This is a genomic window from Stutzerimonas kunmingensis (assembly GCF_014764705.1).
GTDB lineage: Bacteria > Pseudomonadota > Gammaproteobacteria > Pseudomonadales > Pseudomonadaceae > Stutzerimonas.
In genome coordinates, this window is the sequence record NZ_JACXXG010000014.1 from 74,747 (window position 1) to 94,205 (window position 19,459).

General features: G+C 56.3%; 19 protein-coding genes and 1 pseudogene. 15 read left to right on the forward strand and 5 right to left on the reverse strand.

Annotation, left to right across the window (positions count from 1 at the left end; genetic code table 11):
- Positions 1 to 187: 187 nt before the first annotated feature.
- Both IEG05_RS12760 and IEG05_RS12765 read left to right on the forward strand, forming a co-directional pair.
- Positions 188 to 2,935, forward strand: coding sequence for a hybrid sensor histidine kinase/response regulator (locus IEG05_RS12760; protein ID WP_191122162.1), 2,748 nt, complete (start codon positions 188 to 190; stop codon positions 2,933 to 2,935).
- 44 nt (positions 2,936 to 2,979) lie between these two features.
- A complete protein-coding gene (locus IEG05_RS12765; protein WP_003301246.1) occupies positions 2,980 to 3,207 on the forward strand; it encodes a YheU family protein in 228 nt (75 codons plus the stop codon).
- Positions 3,208 to 3,222: 15 nt separating this feature from the next.
- Here IEG05_RS12765 and IEG05_RS12770 read toward each other — a convergent pair whose 3' ends face one another.
- From IEG05_RS12770 to IEG05_RS12790, 5 genes are all read right to left on the reverse strand, one after another.
- Positions 3,223 to 3,651, reverse strand: coding sequence for a hypothetical protein (locus tag IEG05_RS12770; RefSeq protein ID WP_003301247.1), 429 nt, complete (start codon positions 3,649 to 3,651; stop codon positions 3,223 to 3,225).
- A 114-nt stretch (positions 3,652 to 3,765) separates the two neighbouring features.
- Complete coding sequence (locus IEG05_RS12775; RefSeq protein WP_036999323.1) at positions 3,766 to 4,896, reverse strand: MFS transporter; 1,131 nt, start codon at positions 4,894 to 4,896, stop codon at positions 3,766 to 3,768.
- Positions 4,897 to 5,024: 128 nt separating this feature from the next.
- Positions 5,025 to 5,834 (reverse strand): SDR family oxidoreductase, encoded by an 810-nt coding sequence (locus IEG05_RS12780; RefSeq protein WP_003301250.1) that lies wholly within the window; start codon positions 5,832 to 5,834, stop codon positions 5,025 to 5,027.
- Positions 5,835 to 6,074: 240 nt separating this feature from the next.
- Entirely contained in the window at positions 6,075 to 7,730 is a 1,656-nt protein-coding gene (locus tag IEG05_RS12785) for a cation acetate symporter (RefSeq protein WP_003301252.1), read from the reverse strand.
- Entirely contained in the window at positions 7,730 to 8,044 is a 315-nt protein-coding gene (locus IEG05_RS12790) for a DUF485 domain-containing protein (protein ID WP_003301253.1), read from the reverse strand. Before IEG05_RS12790 ends, IEG05_RS12785 begins: the two co-directional genes overlap by 1 nt.
- Positions 8,045 to 8,325: 281 nt before the next feature.
- Here IEG05_RS12790 and IEG05_RS12795 point away from each other — a divergent pair, with 281 nt between their 5' ends.
- From IEG05_RS12795 to IEG05_RS12855, 13 genes and pseudogenes are all read left to right on the forward strand, one after another.
- Positions 8,326 to 8,550: a DUF2061 domain-containing protein gene (locus IEG05_RS12795; RefSeq protein WP_003301254.1), complete on the forward strand. Its 225-nt coding sequence runs from the start codon at positions 8,326 to 8,328 to the stop codon at positions 8,548 to 8,550.
- Between the two features lie 166 nt (positions 8,551 to 8,716).
- Positions 8,717 to 10,009 (forward strand): alpha/beta fold hydrolase family protein, encoded by a 1,293-nt coding sequence (locus tag IEG05_RS12800; RefSeq protein ID WP_191122163.1) that lies wholly within the window; start codon positions 8,717 to 8,719, stop codon positions 10,007 to 10,009.
- Between the two features lie 4 nt (positions 10,010 to 10,013).
- Positions 10,014 to 10,769, forward strand: coding sequence for an MlaA family lipoprotein (locus tag IEG05_RS12805; protein ID WP_003301258.1), 756 nt, complete (start codon positions 10,014 to 10,016; stop codon positions 10,767 to 10,769).
- Positions 10,770 to 10,863: 94 nt separating this feature from the next.
- Positions 10,864 to 11,094, forward strand: a pseudogene (locus IEG05_RS12810) (pirin family protein); the annotation flags it as partial.
- A gap of 172 nt (positions 11,095 to 11,266) precedes the next feature.
- Complete coding sequence (locus tag IEG05_RS12815) at positions 11,267 to 11,722, forward strand: hypothetical protein (protein WP_191122164.1); 456 nt, start codon at positions 11,267 to 11,269, stop codon at positions 11,720 to 11,722.
- Positions 11,723 to 12,362: 640 nt separating this feature from the next.
- Positions 12,363 to 12,668, forward strand: a complete 306-nt coding sequence (locus IEG05_RS12820) for a hypothetical protein (protein ID WP_191122165.1) — start codon at positions 12,363 to 12,365, stop codon at positions 12,666 to 12,668.
- Between the two features lie 675 nt (positions 12,669 to 13,343).
- Entirely contained in the window at positions 13,344 to 13,520 is a 177-nt protein-coding gene (locus IEG05_RS12825) for a hypothetical protein (protein ID WP_191122166.1), read from the forward strand.
- Complete coding sequence (locus IEG05_RS12830; RefSeq protein WP_151320576.1) at positions 13,495 to 14,772, forward strand: primase-helicase family protein; 1,278 nt, start codon at positions 13,495 to 13,497, stop codon at positions 14,770 to 14,772. The genes IEG05_RS12825 and IEG05_RS12830 overlap by 26 nt, the downstream gene beginning before the upstream one ends.
- Positions 14,773 to 15,118: 346 nt before the next feature.
- Positions 15,119 to 15,604, forward strand: coding sequence for a hypothetical protein (locus IEG05_RS12835; protein WP_191122167.1), 486 nt, complete (start codon positions 15,119 to 15,121; stop codon positions 15,602 to 15,604).
- Positions 15,604 to 15,888 (forward strand): hypothetical protein, encoded by a 285-nt coding sequence (locus IEG05_RS12840; protein WP_191122168.1) that lies wholly within the window; start codon positions 15,604 to 15,606, stop codon positions 15,886 to 15,888. Before IEG05_RS12835 ends, IEG05_RS12840 begins: the two co-directional genes overlap by 1 nt.
- A 52-nt stretch (positions 15,889 to 15,940) precedes the next feature.
- Entirely contained in the window at positions 15,941 to 17,911 is a 1,971-nt protein-coding gene (locus IEG05_RS12845; protein WP_191122169.1) for a tape measure protein, read from the forward strand.
- A gap of 228 nt (positions 17,912 to 18,139) precedes the next feature.
- Positions 18,140 to 18,397, forward strand: coding sequence for a hypothetical protein (locus IEG05_RS12850; RefSeq protein WP_191122170.1), 258 nt, complete (start codon positions 18,140 to 18,142; stop codon positions 18,395 to 18,397).
- 88 nt (positions 18,398 to 18,485) lie between these two features.
- Positions 18,486 to 19,202 carry a recombinase family protein gene (locus IEG05_RS12855; RefSeq protein WP_224742810.1) on the forward strand — a complete coding sequence of 239 codons (717 nt, stop codon included), beginning with the start codon at positions 18,486 to 18,488 and terminating at the stop codon, positions 19,200 to 19,202.
- Positions 19,203 to 19,459: the final 257 nt, after the last annotated feature.

Here is a 19,459-nt window from a genome sequence, read left to right on the forward strand (position 1 = left end):
GCTTACGTGACCAGGCGCCTGCTTCGCGCAGCAGACGCTTGCCGCTCGGCGCGTAACTCGGCAAAGTTAACCGGACAAGGACGTGCGGCACTCTGAAGGCGCCATGTAGAGCCCAAGGAATCGGTACCGTCACATCGCTCTACTAATATGTGTCGCCCATTCGGGCGCGCCTCTTCCGGAACGTAACATGACGCCGCGTTCATGCCTGGCTTTGCTGCTGTTTTGCCTGTCGCTCCAAGCCTGGGCAATCTCGCCCGTCGTGTTCGATTCACCCGACCTGCGCAAGTCACTCGGAAGCGGCACCCTCTACCTCGAGGACCCGGATGGCGCGCTGGATGTCGATGAAGTCATGGCATTCGCGGACGAGCGCATGCGCACCGTCGAGAGCGGCCATGTGAACGAGGGCAAGAACAGCTCGACATGGTGGTTACGCGCCAGACTGGTCAACGAGTTGGACGCACCGCTCGGCGGCTTCGTCGAAATCAACTACCCGCTGCTCGACCACATCGAGCTGTTCCTGCAGTACCCCGACGGCAGCACCAGCAGGCAGCTGACCGGGGATCGCTACCCCTTCGCGGATCGTCCGGTAAAGGTCAGCGACTTCTGGTTTCCCGTCGATCTGCCTCCGGGCGAAACCACCCTTCTGTTGCGCATCAAGACCACCAGCACGCTCTACGTGCCGCTGTACTTCAGCAGCTACAACGCCAGCGCGGCCCAGCAACAGGAGTTGAGCGGCATCAGCGGCGCCTTCTACGGCGTGCTGTTCGCGATGTTCTGCTACAACCTGTTCCTCTTCGCCTCGCTGCGCGAGCCGGCGTACTTCTGGTATCTGGTCTACACCCTCAACGTCGGACTGTTCGCGCTCTCCTTCGACGGCCTGCTGGTCAAATGGCTGGCCGACGACGGCGGGCTGGTGGCCATGGGCATCTACGTCCTGATGTTCAGCCATTGCCTGATCGCCATTCAGTTCAGCCGCCACTTCCTGCACACCCGCGAGCTCTTTCCACGGCTCGACCTGGTGCTGCGCTGCACGCTGCTGATCGCCCTCGGCAGCATGGTTTCCGGGCTGCTGCTGGACGTGCAGACCTGGAGCATCCTGGCCAGCATCACGGTGATCGCCGCCTCGGTCGGCCTGCTTGCCACCGGCGCCTTCGTCTGGCGTCGCGGCGTGCGCTATGGCGTCTACTACACGCTGGCCTGGGGCGTGCTGCTGGCCTCGTTCATTCTGGTCACGGCCGGCTCGTTGGGTTTCGAACTGTTCGGCCTGTACGGCGCGGCGGTGGTCAAGGCCAGCGTCGCTTTCGAACTGATCACCCTGTCCATCGGCCTGGCCGATCGCATCAACCTGCTCAAGGAAGAGGGCTACCGCTCGCGTGAGGCCGCCGAGCGGGCCGCCAGCGAGAATGAAGCCAAGAGCCGCTTCCTGGCCAAGATGAGTCACGAGATCCGCACTCCGCTCAATGGCGTGCTCGGCATGCTGCAACTGCTGCGTGAAACGCCGCTGGACCGCAGCCAGCAGTTCTATCTGGATACCATCTCCAGCTCCGGCAACTCGCTGATGGCGGTGATCAACGACATCCTCGACTACGCCCGGATAGGCTCCGGCAAGCTCAGCCTGGAAGACATCGACTTCGATCTGGAAATCCTGATTTCCGAAACCATCCGGCTGTTCACCGCGCAGGCGCTGGAGAAACAGCTGAGCCTGCACGTAGGCCTGGAGCCCGGCGTACCGCGACGGATTCGTGGCGACCCCACGCGACTCAAACAGATTCTGATGAACCTGCTGAGCAATGCGCTGAAATTCACCGAGCACGGCCACGTACTGCTCGAAGTCTCCTGCCGCCAGACTCAGGAAGGCACCCGGCGCCTGGTGTTCTGCGTCAGCGACAGCGGTATCGGCATGCGTCAGGAAGTGCTGGCGCAGTTGTTCGAATCCTTCTCCCAGGGCGACTCGAGCACCACTCGACGTTACGGTGGCAGCGGATTGGGCCTGGCGATCAGCAAGGAACTGGTGGAAATGATGAATGGCCATATCGAGGTGCAGAGCGCACCGGGCCGCGGCAGCCGCTTCTGTTTCGAAATCCCGCTGCAAAGCGCCAGCGATGTGGAAGACCCGCTGAACCACCTGCTCGGCGGCCGCCCGGCGCTGCTCGCTTCGCAGGATACCGAGGGCCTCGAGGCGTTGAGCCATCTGCTGCGGCGCTGGGGCATGCGCACCGAGCGCTGCCAGACCCCGGAATGCCTGCCGGACTACCTATCGGACTTCACCGCCCCGCCACTGATGGTTCTGCTGGCGCCCTGGCCGGGCAGTCCGGCGCAGTGGCTGGAGCGTCTTCGCCCGCATCTGGAGGCGAATCAGCGGGTGCTGATGCTCTATTCGCCGGTCCACGAGCCGCCACCGCCATCGCCCGGGTTACGTCTGATCAGCCTGGCGCTACCGCTGCAGAGCACGCCGCTGCGTGAGGCGTCGCAGGCGCTATACACTCCAGCGCCTCAGCAGGCTAGCGAAGCGACCGACGTTGCACCAGCAGAGCAGCCACCCCGCGAACCCTGCATTCTGGTCGCCGAGGACAATCCGGTGAATCAGATGGTGGTGCGCGGCCTGCTGAAAAAGCGCGGTTACGCGGTTCAGCTCGCCGACAACGGACGCCAGGCCGTGGACCTCTATCGTCGCGATCCGGAAGCCGTGCAACTGATCCTGATGGACTGCGAAATGCCGGAGCTTGATGGCTTCGAAGCCAGCCGGCGGATACGCAAGCTGGAAGCGGAGCTTGAATTACAGGCCGTGCCGATCATCGCCGTGACCGCCCACGTACTGGCAGAGCACCGTCAGCGCGGCCTGGAATCGGGTATGGATGAATTCATCGGTAAACCTCTGGAGAGCCGGCAGCTGTATGCTTGCCTGGACAGCTACCTGCAGGGCGGCGCGAGCTAACGTCCGCCGGCCTTGTGGCAAACCGGCTCACCCGAAGAAATCCCATGCTCATACCGCACGACCAGCTCGAACCGGACACCCTGACCCGCCTAATAGAAGATTTCGTCACCCGCGACGGCACCGATAATGGTGACGAAACCCCGCTTGAAACCCGGGTGACACGGGTGCGCCGCGCGCTGGACAAGGGGGAGGCGGTGATCGTCTTCGACCCCGACAGTCAGCAATGCCAGCTGGCCCTCAGGCGCGATGTGCCGCGCGAGTGGCTGGACTGAACGCCGCCGCGCGCTTCAGCCGAACAGACCGCTCTCGCGCTCCCAGGCACAGCGCATGCGCAGGTCGCTCTGCTGCGGACTGTGGCTGCCGGTATCGGTTTCCCAGCGAAAGGTGTGGGTGCCGTTGAGCTCGGTTTCCAGGTGCACCACCGCGCTGGTCCAGTACAACTGCTTGAGCAGCTCCTCGAAACGCTGGACCCAGAGCGCCCACTCGTACTCCACTGCGCGGTAGCTGGCACCGAAGTGGATCACCTGGGTCTGGTACAGGCCCAGTTCCTCGTTACGGCAGAAGGAAAACATCTCGCGACCGATGAAGGGCCAGGCCTCGCCCTGCGGCAACGCCTGCACGGCAGCCAGATTGTTCGCCCGGCGCTGGCGGCACTGCTCGGGGTCGGCGGAAGGCCAATCACGGATGCAGCCATAAACGATGGATTCAGACTCCACTCGAAACTCCGAAACGCAGGGATGAACTGGGACGGCGAGCTTTCTAGCACAGCGCGGCGGGCGGGTCACCCGCGGCTTGGGAAGTGGTGAAACAGGCCACAGCCTCGGGACGGTTCAGCGATCCTGATGCCGTGGCCGCAGGCGCATCGCCAACAACGACATGCATGCCGCCATGCCGGTGAGGACCAGGAACGGCATGCGATAGTCACCCGCCAGATCACGCCCGAGCCCGGCCAGTACCGGCGTCAGGCACGCCAGGCAGTAGCCGGTGCAGAGCATCATCGCGGTCAGCCGGCTGACCGCCAACGGAGTATTGGCTTCGTACATCGGCGAGATCAGCGCCAGGGAGAAGGTGCCGTTGAGCGCGACGCCGAGCAGCATGCAGACCAGCAGGGGTTGCCAGCTCGGTGCTAAAGCGATTGCTGCCAGGCAAAGGGTCGCCAACCCGCCGCACGCCGCCATGATTCGATGCCGATTGCCCAGCCGCTGCGCCAGCCAGGGCATGGCAAAGGCGCTCGGCAGGCCGATGAGCATGAAGCCACTGAAGAACGCATTACTTTGCAGCAGGCTGTAGCCAACCTCGTGATAACGAGCCACCAGCCAAGTGGCCAGCGCGTAGAACAGCCCGGCCTGAAGGGCGAAGTAGACACTGAGCAGCCAGGCCCGAGGCTCCTTCCAGGGCAAACCGGCACGACTCTCGCTGGCGGCTTCCGGCTGATTGGGCAAGCGCGACCAGATCAGCAGCGCAGCCAGGGCCGGCAGCGCCCAGAGCGCCAGGCCACGCGTCCAGTCCTGCCCCATCACCTCGGTGGCCGGCGCCGTCACCACTACGCCGAGGGTGCCGCCGACCGCCATGCTCAGCGAGTACCAGGCGGCGGTCTGGCCCATGCGTTCGAGGAAGTAGCGCTTGATGAAACCGGACAGCAGCGGCCCGGCGACGGCGATCCCGGCGCCAACCAGCCCGGCGGTGCCGATCAGCAGAACGGCATCGTGGCCGAACAGCCGCAACAGCAATGCCACGCCGATCAGCCCGAGGCACAGCGCGATGCTGCACTCCAGCCCGAAACGCACGGCCAGCCGCGGCGCCAGGGGGGCGAGCAAGCCCATCAGCAGAACCGGCAAGGCCGTGGTGAGACTGATCAGACCGCGAGAAAGCGAAAGCTCTTCGGCGATGCGCTCGATCAGCGGAGCGAAGGAGGTAATACCTGGGCGCAGGTTGATGGCAGCCAGGACCAGCGCCAGCATCAGCAGCCCGCGGGAGGGGAAATTCACAAGCGATCCATAGGGTTACGGCGAAAAAAGCCGGACAGGCAACCCTACTCCCCGCCTCTCCCCGAGGCAACCGCAGCGGCCGCCGAAGCGGCCGGGCAGTCTCAGAGCGCCTTGCTCTTGGCGCGTTTCTTTTCGGCCAGCAGCGCCATCTCGTCGTAGATCGCCTGAGGGTTCTGCTGCTTGACCTTCCAGGCCATACGGCCCTCGTCGTGCGGCAGGATCATGAACTCGCCCTTGGCGACCTGCTGGTGGATGTAGTCAGCGATGTCCGCCGCAGTAATCGGCGAGGACTCCAGCAGCTTGCCGATCTGCGCCTTCACGTTCGGCGTCGGGCCGCGGAAGGAATCCAGCAGGTTGGTCTGGAAGAACGACGGGCAGACCACATGCACGCCGACCTCGGCCTGGCGCAGCTCGACCAGCAGGCTTTCCGACAGCGCCACCACACCGGCCTTCGCCACGTTGTAGTTGCTCATGCCCGGTGCCTGCATCAGCGCCGCCATCGACGCGATGTTGATGATCTTGCCCTTGCTCTTCTGTACTAGCGGCAGGAACGCCTTGCAGCCCTTGACCACGCCCATCAGGTTGATCGCGATCTGCCAGTCCCAGTCCTCCAGCGACAGCTCGTCGAAGAAGCCGCCGGAAGCCACACCGGCATTGTTGACCACGATATCGATGCCGCCAAGCTTCTCCTCGCAGGCCTGGGCGAAGGCGATCAGCTGGCTGTAGTCACGCACGTCGCAGCGCATGGTGAAGCCGTCACCGCCCGCTTCGCGGACCATTTTCAGGGTTTCCGCCAGGCCGCTTTCGTTGACATCGGAAAGCGCCAGCTGCCAGCCCTCACGCGCCCAGCGCAGGGCAATCTCGCGACCGAGCCCGGAGCCGGCACCGGTAATCATCATGCGGTTGTGCATCGTTGTGCTGCCTTTTGTTGTTCGGGTAGTGGCAGCGAGTCTAGCGAATGCCGGGGCACGGACCGGCATCCATCAGACTGCTGAATGCCCTTGGCAAACCCGCGGCTCATGGGGCTGACCGCGCGGTCCCGGGCAGGCAATATGGCGGCAGCATGGGCTCGCTATAGCTGCACGAGCGACCTGCGCCACGAATAAAAAAAGGGCAGCCCGAGGGCTGCCCTTGTTTCTGCCAGCATTGCGTCAGTGCGCGACGGCACCGGTGGCACCCAGGCCGGTCTGCGAACGAACGAACTGGGCGAAGAAGCGCTCGCGCTCCTCACCGGCACGCTTGGACTTGTCGGTGACCGAGAAGAACCAGATGCCGATGAACGCGGCGGCCATCGAGAACAGCGCCGGGTATTTGTAGGGGAAGATCGCCTCGGCATAACCGAACACGTCGACCCATACGGTCGGGCTGATGATGGTCAGCAGCAACGCAGTGAACAGCCCCAGCGAGCCACCGAACAGCGCGCCGCGGGTGCTCAGGCCCTTCCAGTACATGGAAAGGAACAGCACCGGGAAGTTGCAGCTGGCGGCGATGGAGAATGCCAGGCCGACCATGAAGGCGATGTTCTGCTTCTCGAAGATGATGCCGAGCAGAATCGCCACCACACCCAGAGTCAGGGTAGTCAGCTTGGTCACGCGCATCTCGTCCTCTTCCCTCGCCTTGCCCTGCTTGATCACGCAGGCATAGAGGTCATGTGAAACCGCCGAGGCACCTGCCAGGGTCAGACCCGCCACGACGGCGAGAATGGTGGCGAAGGCGACCGCGGAGATGAAGCCGAGGAACAGGTTGCCGCCCACCGCGCTGGCCAGGTGGATGGCGACCATGTTGGTGCCGCCGACGATGGCGCCGGTCACGTCCTTGAAGTCCGGGTTGGTGCTGACCAGCAGGATCGCGCCGAAGCCGATGATGAAGGTCAGGATGTAGAAGTAGCCGATGAAGCCGGTGGCGTAGAACACGCTCTTGCGCGCTTCCTTGGCGTCGGACACGGTGAAGAAGCGCATCAGGATGTGCGGCAGGCCAGCGGTGCCGAACATCAGCGCCAGGCCGAGGGAGATCGCCGAGATCGGATCGGAAACCAGGCCGCCCGGGCTCATGATCTGAGCGCCTTTCTCGTGGATCTTCACTGCTTCAGCGAACAGGCTGCCAAAGTCGAAACCGACACTCTTCATCACCATGATGGCCATGAAGGAGGCACCGGACAGCAGCAGGACCGCCTTGATGATCTGCACCCAGGTGGTGGCGAGCATGCCGCCGAACAGCACGTACATGACCATCAGCACACCGACCAGCACCACGGCTACGTAGTAGTCCAGGCCGAACAGCAGCTGGATCAGCTTGCCGGCGCCGACCATCTGCGCGATCAGGTAGAAGGCCACCACGATCAGCGAGCCGAATGCCGAGAGCAGACGGATCTGAGTCTGGCCCAGGCGATAGGACGCCACGTCGGAGAAGGTGAACTTGCCCAGGTTGCGCAGGCGCTCGGCCATCAGGAAGAGGATGATCGGCCAGCCGACGAGGAAGCCGATGGAGTAGATCAGGCCGTCGTAGCCACTGGTGTAGACCAGCGCGGAAATGCCCAGGAAGGATGCCGCCGACATGAAGTCGCCGGCGATCGCCAGGCCGTTCTGGAAGCCGGTGATGCTACCACCCGCGGTGTAGTAGTCAGCCGTGGAGGTGTTGCGCTTGGCAGCCCACTTGGTGATGCCCATGGTGAACACGATGAACACCACGAACATGATGATGGCGGTGTAGTTGGTGGCCTGTTTCTGGACTTCGCCGGTGATGGCATCAGCGAGAAGCACAGGCGAGACTGCCAACAGCAGGGCAGTCATCAGAAAACGCAGGATCATTATTGCTGTGCCTCGTTGAGGATTTCCTGGTTGATGCGATCGAACTCACCATTGGCACGCTGCACATAGACACCGGTCAGGATGAACGCCATGAAGATCACCCCGACGCCAACCGGGATACCCCAGGTGGTCACGGTATTGGCGGACAGCGGAATGCCGAGGATCTTTGGCTCGAAGGCGATCAGCAGGATGAACGCCAGGTAGGCGCTGAGCATGACCGCCGATAGCAGCCAGGCAAATCGGCCACGCTTGGCAACCAGCTCCTGGAAACGCGGATTGGCATAGATCTGCCGGTAAACATTTTCATTGTGCATTGGAATCTGTCTCCACGGTCGCTACCCCCCGGTGGGAGCAGGGGCGGCTACTTTAGGCTTGGGTCGGATGAACACCACCCGACTTTGGTCTGAATGCAGTTCACAAAAACACCCGCCGTAGAGCCGTTCAGCCGCGGAAAATGGGGCGCCGCAACAAATCCACATACAAATAGTGTGGCGCTATGTCGCACATGAGAAACGTTGATTTCAGACATTGCCCGGGCTCGACCAGACTCTCTCCAACGCGAGAACGATTCTCGGCTGCACAAGGAGACGGGGCCATGCTGAAGACCGTGACGTTCACCCTGATGCACTTCTGCATCGCCTTTTCGGTGACCTATGCACTGACTGGCAGCATCGCCATTGGCGGCCTGGTCGCCACCGTCGAACCGCTGTGCAACTCGGTAGGCTTCTACTTCCACGAGAAGCTCTGGCAGCGTTTTGAACGCAGTCCGGCAGGCAAGATGGCCATCCCCAAACATGCCTGGCTGCACCATCACGCCTGAGGCCGTCGTCATTTCTCATCCTGCGCAGGGATCGAATCCGCAACCGCGCTGCCATAGTGAAGTTGGCTTGCGTTGTGCGGCCGATGCAGTTCTATTGGGACAGGTAGCGCGGGACGCCGTCGCTGCCTTGCCACAGGCCAACCGGGCCTGTTAACGGAGAAGCACCATGCAGCTGTTGTTGCGCCTGACCGCCCTGCTCGTCCTGGTCGTTGCGCCTGTCCACGCCGCCGATCTGACTGTCGAGGAGTACGGCTTCCCGCTGTCCAACCCCTTCGAAGCCACCATCGCCGGTACGCCCATCGAGCTACGCGCCGAAGTGCCGACCGATGACGATATCGACCAGGCCGACTACAACCTGCGTCTGCGTCCCGAACGCGAGATCACCCTGCCGGACAACTTCTGGCCGGTCAAAAAGCTGCGTTATCGGCTCGCTCGGCAAAGCGGCCCCGCGCCACTCATGTTCATCCTTTCCGGTACCGGCGCGCGCTATTCGGCAGGCAAGACCGAAGCCCTGAAGCGTCTGTTCTACGGCGCCGGCTACCATGTGGTGCAGCTATCGTCACCGACCAGTTATGACTTCATGTCTGCCGCTTCGCGCTATGCAACGCCGGGTATCAGCAGCGACGACGCTAAGGACCTGTACCGGGTCATGCAGGCGGTTCGCGCGCAGCACCACAAGCTGCCCGTGACCGAATACCACCTCACCGGCTACAGCCTCGGCGCCCTGAATGCCGCGTTCGTCAGCCAGCTGGACGAAACCCGTCGCAGCTTCAACTTCAAGCGCGTGCTGCTGCTGAATCCGCCGGTCAACCTCTACACCTCGGTCAGCAACCTGGACAAGCTGGTGCAGACCCGCGTCGAAGGCATTAACGACCACACCACCTTCTACGAAGTGATTCTGGAAAAGCTCACGCGCTATTACCGTCAGAAGGGCTATATCGACCTCGACGAGGCCGTTCTCTACGACTTCCAGCAATCGAACCTGAAGCTCAGCGACGAGCAGATGGCGATGCTCATCGGTTCGGTGTTCCGCTTCTCCGCCGCGGATATCACCTTCACCTCCGACCTGATCAACCGTCGCGGCCTGATCACGCCGCCCGAGTATCCGATCAACGAAGGCACCCGTCTGGAGCCGTTCTTCAAGCGCGCACTGCTGTGCAGCTTCGACTGCTACATCACCGAGCAGGTGATTCCGATGTGGCGCGCCCAGTACGACGGCGGCAGCCTGACCCAGCTGATCCAGCAGGTCAGCCTGTACGCGCTGGAGGATTACCTGCGCCAGAGTCCGAAGATCGCCGTCATGCACAACGCCGACGACCTGATCCTCGGCGAGGGTGACCTCGGCTTCCTGCGTCGTACCTTCGGTGATCGCCTGACCCTTTATCCGCGAGGCGGCCACTGCGGCAACCTCAACTACCGCGTAAACACTCAACACATGCTGGAGTTCTTCCGTGGCTAAAGGAATGCTGCTGCCGTTGATTCTGGCCAGTGGTCTGGCCTTCGCCGACACGCCGAAGGTGGATGAGGATGGTTTCACCCATCCGCTGCGCAATCTGGAGTTCAATCCCGGTCTGGATCAGCGCGAGTTCGAGCGCGCCACCTTCCAGGCACTGGACGTCTACGATCCGTTCGAGTCGGTCAACCGGCGCATCTACCACTTCAACTATCGGCTCGATCAGTGGGTGATGCTGCCGGTGGTGCGCGGCTATCGCTACGTCACGCCGCGGCCGGTGCGCACTGGCGTGAGCAATTTCTTCAGCAACCTCGGCGAAGTGCCGACGCTGTTCAACAGCCTGGCTCAGCTCAAGGGCCAGCGCGCGGCGAACGCCACCGCACGTTTCCTGTTCAACAGCATCCTGGGTGTGGGCGGCCTCTGGGACCCGGCAACGCGTATGGGGCTGCCGCGTCAGAGCGAAGATTTCGGCCAGACCCTCGGTTATTGGGGCGTTCCCCAGGGTCCGTACCTGATTCTTCCGGCGCTGGGCCCGTCCAACCTGCGCGACACCACGGGCCGCGTGGCCGACTTCGCCGTCGAGCGGCAGGTGGAGTTTCTGCAGTATTCCGAAACCACCGGCGGCGAGTTGAGCCTGACGGCGCTGCGGGCCGTCAATGCGCGGCATGTCACCAGCTTCCGCTACGGTCAGCTCAATTCGCCGTTTGAATACGAGAAGGTGCGCTACGTCTACAGCCGGGCGCGGGACTTGCTGGTAGAGGAATAACCCACTTTATCGATTGTTTGTAGCGATATTACGCACCCATTGATCGAAGCAACCCACCTACTCTTGGCGAATTCAACCCGAGAGGCATTCGATCATGTTCCAGCGTGAAATTCTTTCCATCACCAGCGGCCGTGCCACGTCCGATGGCGCCGGCGTCAGCCTGGCCCGCGTCTTCGGCGGCGCTGCCCCGGAGCGCTTCGATCCGTTCCTGATGCTCGACGAGTTCGGTTCCAACGACCCTGACGAGTACATTGCCGGCTTCCCGCCCCACCCACATCGCGGCTTCGAAACCATCACCTACATGCTCGAACATAGGTGCAGATACACAACGTAAATTCACCGCACTACTAATGCACACCTTCTGAAAATCAGAGTACACTCTTTTTCCGTGTCACCCCTTGCTGCGCCTATCGCGTAGCCAGATGACACACAGCCCCCACCATCACAGATCGAGGGTAGGTTTAGGAAAGAGTTTGATTCACAGGAGGATGTACTAGGTGACTGAAGCTTCAGAGGACAAGACCAAGAGAAAATATCTCTCGATGCTCCGTGCCTATCCTTGGCACCATCAGCATTCTGTCTTCTATACAGATGAACCAACCTCCATTGCCCTGCTCGATGACATGATCGCGTTTAAGCAGCTCCTACGCCGTCGCTATCCTCAACACCCGTTCCTAATACGAATCCAGCTCCTGAACCGGGAGAAGAAGCCCCAAGCCTTCCTGTCGATCTTGGCCCCAGCACGCATTGAAGACATTCAGGACATTGCAGACAAAACATTCTCGGCTGATGTGGTGGTGCTGGGACGTGTCTGCACAGAACAGCGATTAGAGCGGATGGCATCTGTTATCAAAGCTCAGAAACCACATAACCTCGAACGCTTCTTTAACAAGCATCAGGTTAGAAGATGGTCATTGCTGAACAAGCATTTGGTAATGAATAACGATGTTTAAGCTACACACCCGATGTTTATTGCCTCCTGCACTACCAGATATGAAATAATTACAAATTAGTTGATTTTATACCCCATATAGTATTGTAATTTTAGAAAAACATGATATACTCATCCCATCAGCTAAAGAATTGTTTTTTACGCTTAGCTCGCAATAAGACATACCAGCAAATGTATGTGTTATTTACGCCAAAGTGATAATTACTCCTTTAGAGCTATATACAAAATCGCACTTCCGTGGTTATAATAGGCTGAAGGGATAGGAAAAATAAAAATCAAACTTTTCTTCTCTTTTGTGACTTCTCCTATTTTCTAAGCGTCTAAGTAGTATATCCCGGAAAACATACCCCACTCTTGTGGGTCTTGTGCTTTCTACAGTTTGTGTTCCTCTCCTCACGGACTCTGACATATGGTCTTGTTGAGGTGTTAAAAGAAGCTTTCCCGGCTTCTCTGCTTTAGCTTTCTGGTTTGAGGGAGCTTGGTAGTTGTTCAATGACGTAGGTTGCTCCTTTTGTTTTGCCGAACAGTTTAAGGGGCTTCTTTCCCCCTACGTTATTTTTATAAGGCGTCTGCAAAGGCGCCTCTTTTTTAAATCTTTATTTGAATATCTTGAATATCAAAGTTAATTTGAGGAGATTCCTATGCCTTTAGAAATTGAAAAGCACTGCATCTGGTGCAATGCGAAGATGAAAACAAAGCGAGCGGACAAGCGCGTCTGTTCTTCAAAATGTCAGAACGAAATGTCATATGTCCACCGCCGTGATTATGGCTGGTTGACTAACGAAGAGTTTAGGCAAGTCATCCATAACCATATGGAGAACGGAACACACATCAATCCAGAACATCCGCTGGCGAGGCTTGACGCTGCCCTGGCTGAGTTTATTCGAGCCACCACAGCAGTTATTGAAGCTGCTACAGAACAAGAAGAAGGAGTATTTAATGCCTAAATGCGTAATGTGCGATACCGAGCTTACAGGCCGATCAGACCAGTTCCTTTGCAGCAACCGATGCACCCTGCAAAGATTCAGGCTTCGACAGAAAGCAACACAAGATTTCAAAGACTTGCTGATTAAGATCAAGTCTAAAGAAGCCCTTCACCTACTTGTGCAAGATTTACAGAATATGCTTGCAGAAGAACAAGTAAACGCAGACTGATACACAGCATTTACTACTATTTTTGATGCTGTAAATCAACGATCCGTGCAACACCATCCCAACGCTAATTCATATCAAACATCGTTTGACGGGAGTGTATTGCCGAAAGAAAGGAGAAACGACAATTGCGAAATGAAATATTCATCGGCTCGAAGAGCTATTCAAAAGAAACGTTGCTTTTGGATACATCATTGCTTTGCCTTCTACAGAAGATGGCACGGGATACGGACAAGAGCGTCAGCGAGATTATCAACAACGTATTAGAGCGAGGTTTGGACAATGCCACGATTCAATGAACAAGATTACAAGCGACTGAACCTGTTCATCTCAAACGAGATGTTTGCAGAGTTTCAAGAACTGAATGTTGGCAAAAGTATCCCGGCTATTTGTGTCAGGTTGCTGAAAAGCCACTTACTTGACCTTCAGCTCAAAGCTGAATTTGCACGACTGAATAAGGAGCAGTAGTTATGCGCACACATCTGAACGACCGCAGTAAAGACGAGCTGATTGCAGTTATGCAGGCCCTCGGATTCACCAGCACCAACCACACACTAAACGTCATCATCACCCAAGCTTACAAACAAATCGTCCTAAACTCTCAACGCGAGGTAAACACCAATGAGCAACAAAGTAGTCAACATTGACACCGCACGCGACACCGGTCTTGAGTACATCAAAAACAGATTCGTGCAGATTCCCAATATCAAGAGTCGTGCCGCGTTGATTCTCGACACCACAAATTTTGTTGAAGATATGAGTCTTAGCTTTCTGCACCGTTGTTACGTGCAAAACGGTGGTAAATTTGCCGGTAAAACTCAGCGAGCAACAGAGGACTATCTTGTAGCGTGCCTGCCATTCTGTGCAGAAAAAGTATTCATACCTAATGCCCCTCGGATTGTTGGGCACAAGTTGAATCTCTGGCATCCGCACCCCGTAAACGCATCGGGCAATGTGGTTACTAAAGAAGATGTTCCGCTGTACATTGAGTTTATGGAGCGCCTGTTCCCATTGGCTGATGAACGCCGCTTTATGCATTGGTGGATCGCTCACGCAGTTGTTAGACCTGAACGCAAGATCGTAGCAACGCCTGTGTTACGGAGCCCCCAGGGCACCGGTAAATCGTTCCTGACTGAGACTTTGCTGTTTTCCCTTATGGGACGCAACGCGGCAGTTGGCGACCTTGATCAGATCACCGGGCAGTTCCAAGACTTTGTTGTAGGCAAGACGGTTATCGCTTTGGACGAAGTTTATTGTGATAAGAAGCGTACTGTTGACGCGCTGAAGGTTTTCCAGTCGAACGACAAGGTTCTGATTAACCAAAAGCATAAGGCAGCGTATAGCATCGACAACTTTGTAAACTTCATAATCAACAGCAACGACTATGACCCTGTTGTATTTGAAAGCCACGACCGTCGATTCTTTATCCCGCAGTACATTGAACACCGCGAGAGCGCAGCAGAAACGCAGCAGTTCATCGAGACATTTGCAAACTGGATTACAAACAAAGGAGGCGCACAGGTGATTAGAGACTTCCTCGAAACCATCAACCTCGATGCTTACAACCCCAAAGCACCGGCACCGATGACAGCGAGCAAGCAAGCTCGCATTGGGTACAACTTCGAAGACCGCTTGATTCAGGCCGTAGAAGATTTGATTGCTAATGCCGAAGTCGTTAAGACGACTGAAGTACACAATCGTCTGCTGATGATGGATAACGAGTTTTCGAACATTAAGGTGCGGAAGGTGGCCGCGACGTTGGAACAGTGCGGGTGCGTCATCAAGAAGACGACGAATTGCAATTATCAGATCACACCACTTGGAAAATCTCGTGGATTGTCTGCTAACACCGCCCCCAAGGTACTCGAAGAGCGTACAGCCGACCTGAATGCCTTCTAATTATGGAGGATATTATGGAGCTATGGAGGATACTATGGATAATTAAAAAAAGTGCCTCCATACCTGTAAACCCCGTGCAATGCGGGCTTTAGAGATATTATGGAGCTATGGAGGATCAGGTGCATTTAATATTGAATTATTTGTAGGTAAGTCAATAAGAGCGAAAGCATTGAGCGAATATTGACGTAGACGTAGCGATAGCGAAGTCTAAGATTGCTTTTCCCGCCTTTCCAAGCGTCTCCCCCAAAAAACTAAACATCAAAGAATTTGGCTCATTCCGAGTCAATGCCCCGGACTCCTATTGTCCGGTTTTTATATAAACCATAAGTAAAAGAGGAAACAAAATATGACTACCAAGCAAAACAGCAAGCTTCACGTCCAACAGCCCCGAATTCTGGATCAGGGCGAGCTTGATGCTCGAATTGAAAAGGCAATTGAGCGTTACAAGGGTTCTCACGCTGCCTGCCATCGCGTAGATGAGCCAATCCTGATTCGATATACAGAAAAAGTTATTGAGCTTATTTCTCAAGGTTACACATTCAACACCAAGCTTCCTTGCCGGTCTGGTCCTAATGTATATGCGGGCTATTTCAATAAGCCTGCAAACCTTCAAGAAGAAGAGATCGAAGCTCTCAAGCTTGAAGTAGAAGAGAAGTATCGAAACGAAGTTGCCGAAGCAAATACCGCTAACGAAGAATTGTTGGCTCAGCAGCTTTATGAAGCTGAGAAACGAAAGTTAGAGGAAGCAGAACGCACAAAGGATGAAAAGCTTCGTGAGCAGGCCCGTAAGGAAGCCGCTGACTACTTCGCCTCTATTAAGGAGAACAAATAATGGCTGACGTTAACTATATGATGAAGGGTATCGAACGTGCGATGGAACGTCAGAAGAAACAAGCTCTTGTTGCAGAGAAACAACCTCCTGTAGCTGCTAAAGCTCCCAAGAAAGTAGAAGAGCCTGAGCTTAAATCGAATCTCACTCAAGAAGAGGTGCAGTATTACGTGAATATGATTCACGAAGCGAACGCTCGTTCTCCAAGTCATCCAAACAACCCCACCAATCGCATCATTCGGGAAAGGTTGGAAGCAATGGGCCTTCAACCCACCAGCGCAGAATAAAGGAAAGGGGGCATTGCGCCCCCTTCCCAAACACAAACAAAGGATAAAATAAATGACTCGTCCCGTTTCATCGTTCTATGCCCAGATCGGCATACAAACACGGCTCCAAGATTTACGAAGAGTTGATCGCTATCTGAAACTCCTCGAAAGCAAAGTAAAGAAGACAACAGCAGCTCTTCAAAAAGACTTCAGCAAGAATTTCACTCTCCCTGCTCTGAACGTTAAGAAATTCAAATTCGATAGCCTCGCTCTACAACGCGGAGCACAGACAGAACTTAACCGCGTAGGTCGCTTGCTTGAATTGAAGGTGTCTAACATCACCCTCGATCAAGGCCGCATCAATCGCCAAGTAAGTCAGGTTCTCACTCGCGCAAGCTCCAAAGCTCGAATGGACATCAAGAGCGTGTTGGGGACCCACGGAGGGGCGAACATTCATTGGCCCGGAGCAGGCTATTCTCCACGCCTTCCCCATATGCCTAATACACAGAGCCTTGGGCAATATGCCGGGGCCGCAGGCTTTGGAGGTGGATTAGGTGCAAGTCTCCCAATGCTGGGGGGTCCCGTTGGTCTTGCTGTAGCTGGTGTGACAGCAGGCGGATATATGGCCTATCGGCAGGTATCTCAGCTTAAACGCTCTCAAACAGACGTAGAGGCCAGTCGCGTAAAGCTCGATGTGGCTTCAGGCTATCGGGATCGAAAGGACATCGACAGACAGAACGAAGAGTTTTTCAGCCTCGCTAATATGACTGGTAGCGATGCTATGTCCCTGGTCGATAGCTATAGCCAGATGATGAAGACGCTTCAGGCGATCGGCCTGTCTTCTGAAAAGAGCTTCGACCTTTATAAGAATATGTCTCTGTTTGCCAAGTCCACTGGTGCAGACAGTCAGCAGATGAGTCGAGCCGCCACGGCCATTGGTCAAATCTACGGTAAGGGTTTCGTAGCACGGGAAGAGCTACAGCTTCAGTTGGCAGATGCCCTGCCGAGTGCCAAAAAATACTTGATGGACGTATACGCCAAGGAGACAGGCAACAGCAGCTTTGAAAGCTTCGACAAGGCGCTAACAGATAAGAAGATCACCACTCAGATGCTTGAACAAGCATTCAGGGAGGCCGCTAAGGCAGGAATGCCCAACGTCCAGCAATACGCCAACACAGCGCAAGGGATGGAAAACCAATATGCCAACCAAGTGCTACAGGAACAGATGCGCAGGACGCTGGATGATGAGATGGTTCCTGCTGCTAAACGATTCACAGCAGCACAGCAAGAATTGCACACCGCCACCGTTCCCCTCAGAGACGCAATGTACAGCCTTGGAGCTGGTGCCCTGTCAGCTACAGCCAGCCTAGTGTCTTGGGGAGCCAAGCTGACAACGGATTTCAATCAATCCCCAGCTATGCAGAAGCAGGCGAGCTACGAACAACGCAGTGAAGCTGTTATGGCTTCAAGCATGGGGCGCGGCCTCTTGAGTGTTCCGAACATTACGAAGCTGCAAGAGAAGCCACGTCAGCCCATCACACCAATGCTCTACAAGCGTCCAGATTGGCAGAAGGAGTCAGACCGCTACATGCCTAAGCTTTCTGCTGATTGGGGCATCCCTGCCGCCAAGCTTGAGCAGATGTTAGCTAAACAAGACCCTCTGAAGGTGCTGGCATTGCAGGATGTTAGTCGTTGGAACAAGCCACCGGCTTTGTCTATGCCATCAACGGCAAGTATCACAAAGCTACAAGAGAAACCCCGCCAGCCCATCACTCCAATGCTTTACCCGAAGCCAGAATGGCAACAGGCGGCAGAAGCCTACGCCCCTTCAAGCCCTGATGCTCTGATGCAGCAGTTCACCCAGCGCAGCAACGTGAGTGTTCAATCGTCTGTCAGCTTCCAGCAGGGAGCTTTCCAGATACAGACACAAGCAACAGATGCTCAAACCCTCGCCGCTGAGCTACAGCCACTGATCCAAGAGCAATTCGACGTATCCCTTCAACGCACGCTCAGCGAAGTGGATGCCTCGTTCGGCAGTAAATGAGTAGCACGCCACATACGTGCTATAAACCCCAGTAAACATACAAAGCTGTATTTAAAAAGGCAGGGATAAACACGCTCTGCCTTCCCGGCTATTCCCCATAGCAGGGCTACAACGCTGATGTTACTTAATAACATTCAATATTGTGTTAAGCCGTTTCTGACTCCAAAGTCAAATAAATGCTAAACATTTTCAATCCAAGAATATAAATCCCCAATAAAGGAGAGATAATTGATTACTTTTGCTAATAGCCTTCAAATCTGCAACATCTTTGCCCTGTCCACCGTCTTGCTGGTGATCTGGTCTTTGCCATCGGCTGCTGACCTAAAGGCCACCAATAGCCGCGTCAGCGAGCTTGAGCTACGCCAGACAAACAGCCTTGTGTATTTGGAAGGACGCCATAACAGCCTTGAGGCGAAGGTCATTGACCTATCGAACAGCACAGATCGTCGCCTTGATCGTCTGGAAGCCCGCACCAAACAAAAATAGAATCGCAATTTACATAGCTTGAACGAACGTCCGAGCCGGTGTAATATAGTTCCTAGCAGTGTAAACGCAGTGTTAAGGAGCCTGAGCAATGGAAACCAAATCCCCGATCCAAGTGATTGCCTACCTTCGAGTATCGACAAAGGGTCAAGGGGAATCCGGCTTAGGTTTGGAAGCTCAACGCCAATACATCGAGACGGCAGCAGCGCAGCAAGGATGGGAAGTGGTTGCTGAATACATCGACGTTAACGTGTCTGGCTGTGTGCATCCTCTTGACCGTCCAGAAGGCTCTAAAGCATTCGCACACAAGCTTCCGGTAGTGGTTGCCAAGCTCGACCGTCTGAGCCGTGACGTCGCGGACATTGCCGCACTCATGAAAGCGGTGGACTTCAAGGTCGCCACAATGCCCAACGCCGACACCATGCAACTCCATCTGTTCGCCATGCTTGCTGAGCAAGAACGAAAGTTCATCAGCCAACGCACCAAGGACGCTCTGAAAAGCCTCGCTAAGCGTGCAGAAGCTGGGGAAGCGGCAGCGGTGGAAAAGGTAGAACGTCGCTCAGAAGCCCTCGCCAAAGGCCGTACAAAGGTCAATCAATCTAAAGGCGGGGAGTCAACCAAGGCCAAGGCCGAAGCGTTCGCTGAAAGCATCCGTGACACTGTAGAACTGTGCATCCTTCGTGGCACCAAGACACTTGCTGGCGTTGCCGAATGCTTGAATACCAAGGGAGTGACAACCGCTAAGGGTGGGCAATGGTCCCCTGTGCAGGTCAGTCGAGTGATGCAGAAGCTTGCTTTGACCTTCTGAACAGCCTCCCTCAAGCCCTGCTATCTGGTGGGGCTTGCTGCTATCCCTCAAATCCCTTCGCGAATGCCCCTTAGAGGCTCGCTGAGCACGCTAGAACGTGCGTTCTCTTCGTTTCCTTTGCGTGTTATCCCTTCAAACAATCGCTCAATAGCGCTCACTGTAGCCCTACGCTCGATATTTTAAATTCGTGTGATTGGTCAAAAAGTGATCAGCGGGCGCGAGTTAAGCCGGTCATATCCCGAGCGGGGAATTTCAGC

Excerpts from the sequence above, each read along its gene's own strand:
- IEG05_RS12760 (WP_191122162.1), top strand. The coding sequence starts at position 188 with ATGACGCCGCGTTCATGCCTGGCTTTGCTGCTGTTTTGCCTGTCGCTC.
- IEG05_RS12765 (WP_003301246.1), top strand. The coding sequence starts at position 2,980 with ATGCTCATACCGCACGACCAGCTCGAACCGGACACCCTGACCCGCCTA.
- IEG05_RS12775 (WP_036999323.1), bottom strand. The coding sequence starts at position 4,896 with ATGCTGGCGCTGGTCCTGGCTGCCATCAACCTGCGCCCAGGTATTACC.
- IEG05_RS12780 (WP_003301250.1), bottom strand. The coding sequence starts at position 5,834 with ATGCACAACCGCATGATGATTACCGGTGCCGGCTCCGGGCTCGGTCGC.
- IEG05_RS12785 (WP_003301252.1), bottom strand. The coding sequence starts at position 7,730 with ATGATCCTGCGTTTTCTGATGACTGCCCTGCTGTTGGCAGTCTCGCCT.
- IEG05_RS12790 (WP_003301253.1), bottom strand. The coding sequence starts at position 8,044 with ATGCACAATGAAAATGTTTACCGGCAGATCTATGCCAATCCGCGTTTC.
- IEG05_RS12795 (WP_003301254.1), top strand. The coding sequence starts at position 8,326 with ATGCTGAAGACCGTGACGTTCACCCTGATGCACTTCTGCATCGCCTTT.
- IEG05_RS12800 (WP_191122163.1), top strand. The coding sequence starts at position 8,717 with ATGCAGCTGTTGTTGCGCCTGACCGCCCTGCTCGTCCTGGTCGTTGCG.
- IEG05_RS12805 (WP_003301258.1), top strand. The coding sequence starts at position 10,014 with ATGCTGCTGCCGTTGATTCTGGCCAGTGGTCTGGCCTTCGCCGACACG.
- IEG05_RS12820 (WP_191122165.1), top strand. The coding sequence starts at position 12,363 with ATGCCTTTAGAAATTGAAAAGCACTGCATCTGGTGCAATGCGAAGATG.
- IEG05_RS12825 (WP_191122166.1), top strand. The coding sequence starts at position 13,344 with ATGCGCACACATCTGAACGACCGCAGTAAAGACGAGCTGATTGCAGTT.
- IEG05_RS12830 (WP_151320576.1), top strand. The coding sequence starts at position 13,495 with ATGAGCAACAAAGTAGTCAACATTGACACCGCACGCGACACCGGTCTT.
- IEG05_RS12835 (WP_191122167.1), top strand. The coding sequence starts at position 15,119 with ATGACTACCAAGCAAAACAGCAAGCTTCACGTCCAACAGCCCCGAATT.
- IEG05_RS12840 (WP_191122168.1), top strand. The coding sequence starts at position 15,604 with ATGGCTGACGTTAACTATATGATGAAGGGTATCGAACGTGCGATGGAA.
- IEG05_RS12845 (WP_191122169.1), top strand. The coding sequence starts at position 15,941 with ATGACTCGTCCCGTTTCATCGTTCTATGCCCAGATCGGCATACAAACA.
- IEG05_RS12855 (WP_224742810.1), top strand. The coding sequence starts at position 18,486 with ATGGAAACCAAATCCCCGATCCAAGTGATTGCCTACCTTCGAGTATCG.